Origin of the sequence: Streptomyces pratensis (genome assembly GCF_016804005.1) — a bacterium.
Classification (GTDB): Bacteria; Actinomycetota; Actinomycetes; order Streptomycetales; family Streptomycetaceae; genus Streptomyces; species Streptomyces pratensis_A.
The window spans coordinates 342893-351691 of the sequence record NZ_CP051486.1; the positions used below are offsets into that span (position 1 = coordinate 342893).

Annotated in this window: 12 protein-coding genes; 9 read left to right on the top strand and 3 right to left on the bottom strand. The window is 70.9% G+C overall.

The features are described from left to right. The first annotated feature begins 133 nt into the window (after window positions 1–133). On the top strand, window positions 134–340 hold the full coding sequence (locus HED23_RS01615; protein ID WP_203181661.1) for a hypothetical protein: 207 nt from the start codon (window positions 134–136) through the stop codon (window positions 338–340). Window positions 341–451: 111 nt separating this feature from the next. Here the strand turns inward: HED23_RS01615 and HED23_RS01620 are convergent, their stop codons facing one another. Further along, entirely contained in the window at window positions 452–1495 is a 1044-nt protein-coding gene (locus HED23_RS01620) for a LacI family DNA-binding transcriptional regulator (RefSeq protein ID WP_203181662.1), read from the bottom strand. A 24-nt stretch (window positions 1496–1519) separates the two neighbouring features. Next, complete coding sequence (locus HED23_RS01625; protein WP_203181663.1) at window positions 1520–2323, bottom strand: winged helix-turn-helix transcriptional regulator; 804 nt, start codon at window positions 2321–2323, stop codon at window positions 1520–1522. A 297-nt stretch (window positions 2324–2620) separates the two neighbouring features. On the opposite strand from HED23_RS01625, the gene HED23_RS01630 reads away from it, so the two are divergent. The 8 genes from HED23_RS01630 to HED23_RS01660 all read left to right on the top strand — a co-directional run bounded on the left by HED23_RS01630 (window position 2621) and on the right by HED23_RS01660 (window position 8340). Continuing rightward, a complete protein-coding gene (locus HED23_RS01630; RefSeq protein WP_203181664.1) occupies window positions 2621–3583 on the top strand; it encodes an alpha/beta hydrolase in 963 nt (320 codons plus the stop codon). A gap of 41 nt (window positions 3584–3624) precedes the next feature. Further along, window positions 3625–3879, top strand: coding sequence for a MoaD/ThiS family protein (locus tag HED23_RS01635; protein ID WP_203187312.1), 255 nt, complete (start codon window positions 3625–3627; stop codon window positions 3877–3879). 10 nt (window positions 3880–3889) lie between these two features. Next, the gene (locus HED23_RS01640) at window positions 3890–5263 is read left to right on the top strand and encodes a hypothetical protein (protein WP_203181665.1); all 1374 of its coding nucleotides are present in this window, start codon (window positions 3890–3892) and stop codon (window positions 5261–5263) included. 177 nt (window positions 5264–5440) lie between these two features. Beyond that, window positions 5441–6136, top strand: coding sequence for a DUF2993 domain-containing protein (locus HED23_RS01645; RefSeq protein WP_203181666.1), 696 nt, complete (start codon window positions 5441–5443; stop codon window positions 6134–6136). A 260-nt stretch (window positions 6137–6396) separates the two neighbouring features. Beyond that, window positions 6397–6477, top strand: coding sequence for a putative leader peptide (locus tag HED23_RS35965; protein ID WP_350310325.1), 81 nt, complete (start codon window positions 6397–6399; stop codon window positions 6475–6477). 152 nt (window positions 6478–6629) lie between these two features. Further along, the gene (locus HED23_RS01650; RefSeq protein WP_203181667.1) at window positions 6630–7469 is read left to right on the top strand and encodes a sulfurtransferase; all 840 of its coding nucleotides are present in this window, start codon (window positions 6630–6632) and stop codon (window positions 7467–7469) included. 48 nt (window positions 7470–7517) lie between these two features. After that, window positions 7518–7805 (top strand): DUF1416 domain-containing protein, encoded by a 288-nt coding sequence (locus HED23_RS01655; RefSeq protein WP_014154938.1) that lies wholly within the window; start codon window positions 7518–7520, stop codon window positions 7803–7805. A 142-nt stretch (window positions 7806–7947) separates the two neighbouring features. After that, entirely contained in the window at window positions 7948–8340 is a 393-nt protein-coding gene (locus HED23_RS01660) for a DUF3099 domain-containing protein (protein WP_203187313.1), read from the top strand. Between the two features lie 18 nt (window positions 8341–8358). Here the strand turns inward: HED23_RS01660 and HED23_RS01665 are convergent, their stop codons facing one another. Then, on the bottom strand, window positions 8359–8721 hold the full coding sequence (locus HED23_RS01665) for a DsrE family protein (RefSeq protein WP_203181668.1): 363 nt from the start codon (window positions 8719–8721) through the stop codon (window positions 8359–8361). Between the last annotated feature and the right edge of the window lie 78 nt (window positions 8722–8799).

The window sequence follows — 8799 nt, forward strand, 5'->3', positions numbered from 1 at the left end:
CTACGAGAGTGGCCAGCGAACATGAGAGCAGCCTGAGTACGTCCTGAGAAGCCCGACAGAACCTCGTATGCCCGATATAAGGGACCGCCCCGCCACGGGCCCGGACTCCTGCTCACGACCCCCACGGTGCACTGTGCGATGCGGGACCTCGGGTCCCGCTCACCCCGTTGCCTCGGCGCGTGCGGTCAGCTCACAAGCGATCCTCGACGGCGAGGTTGCCCACGATCAGGGCGGTCAGCGCGGCCTGCACACCCCTGAGGCTGTGATCGATCCGGCCTACGCGGTCGAGCGGCTGATGGAGACCGGCGCCGCCTTCGTCGGCGCGACGGCCGTCAGCTGAGCACCCTGCCAGGGCGGTCTCGCCGCTCCGCCGGCGGATGGCCCCGGCGAACCGCCGGCACGTCCGCCCCGGACCGCGCACCGTGGGCCGGCCGCAGGACGACAGGGCCCGTTACAGCGCGGTCACCGTCGGTTCGCCGCAGCCGCACGACCGGCGCACCACCAGGGCGGACGGGAACTGCTTCAGCCGCTCGCGCCGCGACCCCGAGACCCGCAGCGAGTCGTCGAGGACCAGGTCCACGGCCGCCCGGGCCATCGCCGGGCGGTCGGAGAAGACCGTCGTGAGCGGCGGATCGGTCAGACCCGCCTCCTTCACGTCGTCGAAGCCCGCGACGGCGAGCTCACCCGGCACGTCGATGCGCAGTTCCCGCGCGGCGCGGAGCACGCCGATGGCCTGGTCGTCCGTCGAGCAGAAGATCGCCGGGGGCCTGTCGGGGCCGGAGAGCAGCTTGAGGGCCACCTGGTAGGCGTCGTAACGGTTGTACGGGGCGTGGAAGAGCCGGCCCTCCGTCGACCGCCCGGCCTCCTGCATCGCCCGGCGCCAGCCCTCGATGTGGTCCGCGACCGGGTCACCGACCACCGGGGTCGACTCCATGCCGCCGAGGCACGCCACGTAGGCGTTGCCGTGCTCCAGGAGGTGGCGGGTGGCGAGCTGCGCGCCACCGACGTCGTCGGTGACGACAGCGACGTCGTCGATCGCCTCGGGGCGTTCGTGCAGCAGGACCACACGGGCGTCCCACGCCTCGATCTCGGCGGCCGCGCGCTCGCTGGGACCCTGGCTGACCAGGATCAGCCCGGACACCCGCATGCCGAGGAAGGCCCGCAGATAGTGGACCTCGCGCTCGTCGCGGTAGTCGGAGTTGCCGACGAGGACCATCTTCCCGCGCTCGGCCGCCGCCTGTTCGACCGCGTGCGCCATTTCCGCGAAGAACGGCTGCCGGGCGTCCGGCACGATCATCCCTATGAGGTCGGTGCGCCGCGAAGCCATCGCCTGGGCGACCCGGTCGGGGCGGTAGCCCAGCTCTTTGATCGCGGCGAGCACCCGCTCGCGCGTGGCCGGGGCGACCGGCCTGGGTCCGTTGTTGATGACGTAGCTGACGACCGCTGTCGAGGTCCCCGCCAGTCTCGCCACATCGTCCCGCGTCACCTTGGCCACGCGCGGCAGTCTACGCGGATGGACCTACCGCTTGGCAGGCCGGACCGGGGCTTCTTCGGGGATCCCGCCTTCCGCTGACTGCTCCGAACGGGTGACCTCGTCGTCCAAGGACTTCGAGGCCGCCCTGGCCTTGGCCTCCTCGGCCCCCCGGTCCGCCTTCTCGGGGGTGACGAAGCGGTAACCGACGTTGCGTACGGTGCCGATCAGCGACTCGTGCTCGGGGCCGAGCTTGGCGCGCAGCCGCCGCACGTGGACGTCGACCGTGCGGGTGCCGCCGAAGTAGTCGTAGCCCCAGACCTCCTGGAGCAGCTGGGCGCGGGTGAAGACCCGGCCCGGGTGCTGCGCGAGGTACTTCAGCAGTTCGAACTCCTTGAAGGTCAGGTCGAGGACCCGGCCCTTGAGCTTGGCGCTGTAGGTCGCCTCGTCGACCGACAGGTCACCGTTGCGGATCTCCATGGGGGAGTCGTCGGCGGTGATCTGCTGGCGGCCCGTGGCCAGGCGCAGCCGGGCCTCGACCTCGGCGGGACCCGCGGTGTCCAGCAGGACGTCGTCGATGCCCCAGTCGGCGGTGACGGCCGCGAGGCCGCCCTCCGTCACGACGAGGATCAGCGGACAGCCGGGCCCGGTGGACCTCAGCAGCTGGCAGAGCGAGCGCACCTGGGGGAGGTCGCGCCGGCCGTCGATGAGGATGACGTCGGCACCTGGGGTGTCGACGAGAGCGGGTCCCTCGGCGGGGGCGACCCGCACGCTGTGGAGCAGTAGGCCGAGGGCGGGGAGCACCTCCGTCGACGGTTGAAGGGCATTTGTCAGAAGCAGCAGTGAACTCATCGCCGCCCACCTGCCTGGGTCGTCGGTCGATCGTGCACGTTCAGCTCGCCCATTACGTCGGTCCTCCTCGTTCCCTGCGAGAGGGGCACTCCCGGGTCGGACCCGGGGGAGTATGCGGCACTGCTTCGTACTCCCGTACGGCCATCACCTGCGACGGCCGTCATACGGTTTTTACTGTGCGGTCCCGCGCCCGGGGACCGCTGAGCTTGTGGAAACATCGCTGTAACAACGCTCGGAAAGCACAAAAGGACCCGGGGGCTGCTTTGCCCGGATCCTCTTCGCAGCAGAATAGCCCACATGAGTTCTGTGTCCGAGGGTCGATTCCTGAGTTCTTCTGTTCCCTCGATCACGCGGGGTCCCCGGCGCACCACATTGCTGACCGGTGACGGAGTCCCTATCGAGGCGGTGTACACCCCGTGTACGGGGGGTTCCGGGCCCACCGGAAGCGGTGCGCCCCAAGAGACCGCAGTCGTCCTCGCGCACGGGTTCACCGGCGCCGCCGACCGGCCGGCGCTGCTGCGGGCCGCAGAGGTGTTCGCCCAGCGTGCGGCCGTGATCACGTTCTCCTTTCGAGGTCACGGAAGGTCCGGCGGACGGTCCACGGTGGGCGACCGCGAGGTGCTGGACCTGGCGGCGGCGGTCGCCTGGGCGCGGTCTCTGGGACACCGTCGCGTCGTTACGGTCGGCTTCTCGATGGGCGGTTCCGTGGTGCTCCGGCACGCCGCTCTGTATACGGCGGCAGAAGCCGGAGAATCCGCGACCGAGAAATCGGATGTGCTCGGGGCCGATCGGGTGGAGGGGCGTACCGAGGCGCAAAGGGCGCACGACGGGCGCGTGGCGGCGCGCATCGACTCCTCCGCAGACGGGCCGGTGGACGCCCACACGGACGCGGTCGTCTCGGTGAGCGCGCCCGCCCGCTGGTACTACCGGGGCACGGCCCCGATGCGCCGTCTGCACTGGGTCGTGACCCGCCCCACTGGCCGGCTCGTCGGCCGCTACGGCTTCCGCACCCGCATCCACCGCGAGGACTGGAACCCCGTACCGCTCTCGCCGGTGGAGGCCGTCCCCCTGATCACCGCGCCCCTGCTGATCGTGCACGGCGACCGGGACCCGTACTTCCCCGTCGATCACCCGAGGATGCTGGCAGGGGCCGCGCGCGACGGTGCCGAGTTCTGGCTGGAGCACGGCATGGGCCACGCGGAGAACGCCGCGGGCGGGGAACTGCTGGCCCGTATCGCCGACTGGACGGAGTCGGCGTGATCCATGATGGACAGCCGACGTACGACGAAAGGGGTGCCGCCATGGCAGCGGGGACGATCCGCTACTGGGCCGCGGCCAAGGCCGCCGCAGGAACCGCGGAGGAGCCGTACACGGCGGATACGCTCGCCGAGGCCCTCGACGGGGTGCGCGAACGGCACCCCGGTGAGCTGACGCGCGTACTGCTCCGATGCTCGTTCCTGATCGACGGTGACCCTGTGGGGACCCGAGGTCATGAGACCGTACGGCTTGCCGAGGGCGGCACGGTCGAGGTGCTCCCGCCGTTCGCAGGAGGGTGAACCGCAGACCATGAGCAACAGCGATCAGCAGTATCCGTACGAGCCGGGACACGGGCGGCAGCCCCACGACCCGGCATACCGGCAGGACCAGCAGCAGTCGGCGTACGGGCAGCAGGACCAGCAGCCGGTGTACGGGCAGCAGCAGCCCTACGACCCGTACGGGCAGCAGGACCAGCGGCAGCCGGTGTACGGGCAGCAGGACCAGCAGCAGCCGGTGTACGGGCAGGACCAGCAGCAGCCGGTGTACGGGCAGCAGGACCAGCAGCAGCCGGTGTACGGGCAGGACCAGCAGCAGCCGGTGTACGGGCAGCAGTCCTACGATCCGGCGTACGCGCAGCAGCAGCAGCCCGCCGTGTACCCGGATCCCGCCGTGTACCCGGAGCAGGGCGGGCAGCAGGTCTCCGGCGGACAGGGCGCGGCCCAGACGTGGCAGGGCCAGACCTGGGACACCCAGTACCAGCCGACGGTCCAGCCGCAGCACACTGCCGCGCCTCCCGCCGCGCAGGGCACCCCGGGCGCCTACCCGCTGCCCCCGGAGACACCTGCCGCTCCGCCCGCCCCGGCGGCTCCGGCGCGGACCGAGGCCGGCTCCGGCTACGGCGCGCCCACGACCCTGGGCAACAGCCGGATCACCGACGCGCAGCGAGCCCGCGCCGAGGGACGTTCGCCGATCATCGCGCCGGGGATGCAGCCCGCCGCGATCACGGCGGGCCTAGGTCTGCTCCTCGCCCTCGGTGCCGCGGTCGGGCCCTACGCCCTGCTCGTGCCCCTGGTGCTGCTCCAGGCCGTGACGGCCGCGGGGTGGTTCCGGCTCAACGGCATGTGGCCGGCCAGGCAAGGCATCGCGCTCGCCTTCGCCGGCGGTGTCGTGGCCGATGCCGTGCTGCTGGCGGCCGGCCGGAGCAACGCCCCGGCGGCCATTCTCGGCACGCTCGGGGTCTGGGTGCTGCTCACCCTCGTCCTCCAGCTGCGCAGCCGTGCTGGTGCCGACGAGCGGATGTACGGCCTGACCGCCACCGTCGCGTCGGCGGCGCTCGCCGTCCTGGCGGCCGGGCACCTGGCGGCCGTCCCGGACGCGGTGACGGTGGGCGGCATCGCGGTCGCGGTGGGCGTGCTCGTGAAGGCCCTGCCGCTGCCCGGACCGGTCTCGGCCGTCGTGGCGCTGCTCGCCTCGGCAGGTGCGGGCCTGGCCGCCGGAGGGCTCACGGACCTCGGAGGGCAGGCCGCGTTCCTGGGGTTCGCCGCGGGCGGCTGCGCGCTGATCGGGCTCCGCGTCGCCAGCTACGACTACCCGTCGCGATTCGTGCACATGACCGCAGGAGTGGCGCTGCCCCTCACGGCTGCGGCTCCTGCCGTCTATCTGATCGGTCGCGCGATCGCCTGACGTGCGGGGGACGTTCCTGTCGTGCGGGGGACGTCCCTGACGTCCCCTCACACGCTTCCGGTTCCCGGGGAACCGGCCGGTCCTTCCGCTCGTCGATCATTCCGGGGCTCGTCGCGCAGCGGCAGTAGTCTCACGTGCACCAGAGGTCCGGCCGGTCCGAGTGTGGGAGCAACAGGCATGCGAGCACTGCGAATACTGCTGATCATCGCCGTGGTGCTGGGTGGCGCCTTCATCGCCGCCGACCGCGCGGCCGTGTACTTCGCGGAGTCGGAGGCCGAGGGACGAGTCGCGTTCGGCGGCGCCGAGGCCGGGTCGACCGAGGTCTCGATCAAGGGCTTCCCCTTCCTCACGCAGGTCGCCGGGTCGGAGCTCGACCGTGTCGACGTCACGGTCAAGGACATCCGTGCCAGCGCTGCCGGGCGGGCCATACGGATCAGCGAGATCCGGGCCCAGTTGCGGCAGGTGACGCTGGGCGCCGGGTACACCAGTGCGACGGCCTCCCAGGCCACCGGGACGGCCGTCATCTCGTACGCCGCCCTCACCGAGGCCGCCGACGAGGGCGTGACGGTCTCCTACGGCGGCGACGGCAAGGTCAAGGTCACCGGCTCCGTCCGGATCCCGCTGCTGGGACAGACCGTCGAGCGCAGCGTGCTCTCCACGGTCACCCTGGTCGACGGCGACACCGTCAAGGTGCGCGCCGACGAGGTCCCGGGCGAGGGCATCCCAGGTCTGGAGGACCTGGTCAGGAAGAAGACCGACTTCGAGCGCGAGATCGGCGGGCTGCCCGACGGTCTGAAGCTGGAGAAGATCGAGGTCGCGCCGGGCGGCCTGGAGATATCGATGACCGGCGCCGACATCCAGCTGGCGGGATGACGCGGCGACGACGCTGCGTGGGCGGCCACGGGTAGGCCGAGGGCCCACGGGGTAGGGCTCGCGGAAAGGGACCGGCCGGGCCGCTGATCCAGATATTGAGACGGGCCCGTCCGTTCCGCAGATACCGACCGGGCGCGGATCGCTGTGTACAGGGCCGCGGAAGGGCTCGACCACCCGCGTATCTCGAATGATGGACGATCGTGTCTCATCATCCGACACGACGGTGGCATCTGCGCCCTTACCTCCCTACGATCGGACGCATGAAGCGACAGGCGGACCTCACGAAGCGGCGGGCAGTAGACCTGTGCCGCGTCGCCGCCATGCTCTGTCGCACTTTCTGAGCGGGACAGCCTCCCGTTTCCCCCCGGCCCTTCGACGATGTCAGGGCCGAACCCGTGCCTTCCGTACGCGTTCCGCCGCAAGCACCTGCGCGTACACACCGCACCCCGCACACCGCACCGCCCCGCCGCAGACTGCCCCGGAGGAGAAACACATGAGCCGCGCAGACGTTCTGGTCGACGCCGACTGGGTCGAGGCCCACATCGACGACCCGCAGGTCGCCATCGTCGAGGTCGACGAGGACACCTCGGCGTACGAGAAGAACCACATCAAGAACGCGATCCGGATCGACTGGACCAAGGACCTCCAGGACCCGGTCCGCCGTGACTTCGTCGACCAGGCCGGCTTCGAGAAGCTCCTGTCCGAGAAGGGCATCGGCAACGACACGCTGGTCGTCCTCTACGGCGGCAACAACAACTGGTTCGCCTCGTACGCGTACTGGTACTTCAAGCTCTACGGCCACGAGAACGTCAAGCTGCTCGACGGCGGCCGCAAGAAGTGGGAGCTCGACTCCCGCGACCTGACCGACGCCGTTCCGGCCCGCCCGGCCACCGAGTACAAGGCGAAGGCCCAGGACGAGTCGATCCGCGCCTACCGCGACGACGTCGTGGCCGCCATCGGCAGCCAGAACCTCGTCGACGTGCGTTCGCCCGACGAGTTCAGCGGCAAGCTGCTCGCCCCGGCGCACCTCCCGCAGGAGCAGTCGCAGCGTCCCGGCCACGTGCCGAGCGCCCGCAACATCCCGTGGTCGAAGAACGCCAACGACGACGGCACGTTCAAGTCGGACGACGAGCTCAAGGCCCTCTACGAGGACGAGCAGGTGGACCTGTCCAAGGACACCATCGCGTACTGCCGCATCGGTGAGCGCTCCGCGCTCACCTGGTTCGTGCTGCACGAGCTGCTCGGCCAGGAGAACGTCAAGAACTACGACGGCTCGTGGACCGAGTACGGCTCCCTCGTCGGCGTGCCGATCGAGCTCGGCGCCAACAAGTAATTCCGCAGGACCCGATCAGCAGGACCCCGACCCGAAGGACAGAACACCATGTGTGGAGCACAGGCCGGCGGCCCCGACGCTTCGACGATCAAGCCGGGCGAGACGACCATCCAGGGCAGCGTGACCCGCGACGGCGAGCCCGTGACCGGCTACGTCCGTCTGCTGGACTCGACCGGTGAGTTCACCGCCGAGGTCCCGACCTCGGCGACCGGACAGTTCCGCTTCTACGCGGCCGAGGGCACCTGGACGCTCCGCGCCCTGGTCCCGGGCGGCACCGCCGACCGCACGGTCGTGGCGCAGACCGGTGGCCTCGCCGAGGTCGCCATCGCCGTGTAGTTCACGCGCACGGACGGCCGGAGGGCCGCACCCCAGGGGGTTGGACGCCACCTGAACAGGGGTGCGGCCCTTCGCGCCGTCCTGGCGGGCTCTTCGCGCCGTCCGCATGCGCGTCCGCGCCATGGAGCTCTACGCTGGATACATGTACGCCCGGCGCAGGCGCGTCTATTTTCTGATGATGGGCGGATGCCTCTTCCTCTTCGTCTCCGCCTGGGCCTTCGTGCGTCTGTGGTCCGTCCCCGCGGCCGTGGCCATGTGCGTGGTCGCCATGGTCATCCCGCCCGTCGCGGCGATCGTCGCCAACCGGCGGGGGCCCGAGGACCGTTGGTGGGACGAGGGCTCCACGGACGTGAGGCCCTCCGACCTGAAGCCTCCGGGCGTGAGGCCCCCGGACGTGAGGCCCCCGGACATCGGGCCTCGGGGCACCCGGCCTGAGGATCCCCGGCCTCGGTCGCCCCGGGAGGAGTCCACGGGTGACCCGACGTCGGACGCGTGGTGGGACGAGCTCGACGGCAGGAACCGGCGCCGCAGGTAGGCCGGCAGTTGCTTCGGATCAGTAGACGAGGGCCTGGGCGCCGTCCGCCATGGCCTCCTGGACGAAGACCTGGGCGCCCGCGATGCGCACGCCCTCCAGGACGTCCTTCTCCGCGATCTCGCGACGCGCCGCACACTGGGTGCACAGCGTGATCCCGCCACCCGCCAGGATCGAGTCGATCAGATCGGGCAGCGGTGCCGAGTGCGGCAGTTCGAATTCGGCGGCGCGTCCCGGCAGTGCGAACCAGGCGGACTCGCCGGTGAGCCAGAGCGAGACCTCGACCCCGCTGGCGACGGCCACGGCCGCCACGGTGAAGGCCTGCGAGCAGCGCTCGGCGGCATCGGCTCCGGCGGTCACCTTGATCACGAGCTTCTTCGGCATGTACCGAACTGTAATCCTCGGCCGGGCAACCTCATCCGTGAGCTGTGGGTCTGCTGTGTGCGCGGGTGATGGAACCTG